Source organism: Rhizobacter sp. P3_B12 (assembly GCF_056402895.1).
The window spans coordinates 1-1,432 of sequence record NZ_JBFUGN010001278.1 but is presented as its reverse complement, the minus strand read 5'-3'; the positions used below and the strand labels follow the sequence as shown (position 1 = coordinate 1,432).

The window sequence follows — 1,432 nt, the reverse complement described above, 5'->3', positions numbered from 1 at the left end:
GCCCGCAGCTGCAGCGGCCGCCTCGGCCCCCGCTCCCGCCACCGGCCGCACGCTGGTGCTGATCACCGCTCGCGGCGGCCTGAGCGGCGCGCCGTTCGACGGCTCGTCACTTCACCCCGCCCCCGGCAAGCCGCCGACGCCGCTGAACTGGAAGGGCACGCTGCAGCAGGCCGAGGTGCGCAGCAGCCAGCCCGGCAGCACGCCGTGGCTGCTGGCGCAGAACGTCGATGTGGAGGTGCAGGCGGGCGACGCGCCGTGGGCCAGCGTCTCGGCCGGCCGGGCCGACATCCTCGGCGCCGGGTTGCGCTGGGACGCCATCCGCTGGCAGGCCGGCCAGGGCGTGCAGACCCAGCAGCTCGACGTGCAGGCCGAACTGCAGCCGGTCGCGATCGCGCCGCTGTTGCGCCGGCTGCAGCCGGATTTCGGCTGGGGCGGCGACCTGCAGATCGGCGGCAGGATCGTCGTGCACCAGGCGGCCGAGTTCAGCGCCGACATCGTGCTCGAACGCGTGCGCGGCGACCTGTCGGTGACCGACGAAACCGGCACGCAGCCGCTCGGCCTGACCGACCTGCGGCTCGGCCTGAGCGCGCAGGACGGCGTCTGGAACTTCACGCAGGGCCTGGCCGGCAACCAGCTCGGCGTGGCGGCCGGCGCGATCGTCGTGCGCACCTCGGCGAAGCGCGCCTGGCCCGAGCCCGAGGCGCCGGTGCAGGGCGTGCTCGAGGCGCAGGTCGCCAACCTCGGCACCTGGGGCGCGTGGGTACCGGCCGGCTGGCGCCTGGGCGGCAAGCTCGGCACCACCGCGACCATCGGCGGGCGCTTCGGCGCGATCGAATACACCGGCCACATGAAGGGTTCCGACCTGTCGGCGCGCAACATCCTGCAGGGCGTCAACGTGACCGACGGCGAGGTCGACATCGCGCTGCAGGGCGACAACGCGAAGATCAACACCTTCCAGGCGCGCGCCGGCAACGGCACCGTCAAGCTGAGCGGCGCGGCCGAGTTCGGCGAGAAGCCGCACGCCAAGATGACGCTGGTGGCCGAGCGCTTCCAGCTGCTGGGCCGGGTCGACCGGCGCATCGTCACCACCGGCCAGGCGCAGGTGGAGCTCGACCGCGACAACCTGAAGGTCGACGGCAGCTTCAAGGTCGACGAAGGCCTGTTCGATTTCAGCCTGTCGAGCGCGCCCAGCCTGTCGGGCGACGTGGTGGTCGTGAACCGCACCGCCGACATCGAGGCCACCACGCCGACCGGCGCGCCGAGCAACCGCAACGTCGCGGTCGACCTGACGGTGAACCTGGGCCAGGCGCTGCGGCTGCGCGGGCGCGGCATCGACACCCGGCTGGAAGGCGAGCTGAAGCTGACGACGCCGGGCGGCAAGCTGGCGCTGAACGGCAGCGTGCGCGCGGTCGACGGCACCTACAACGCCTAC

Annotated in this window: 1 protein-coding gene; it reads left to right on the top strand. The window is 73.3% G+C overall.

The features are described from left to right. Window positions 1-1,432, top strand: a 1,432-nt coding sequence (locus AC1D01_RS34500) for a translocation/assembly module TamB domain-containing protein (protein ID WP_477873985.1), incomplete at both ends; no start/stop codon positions are given.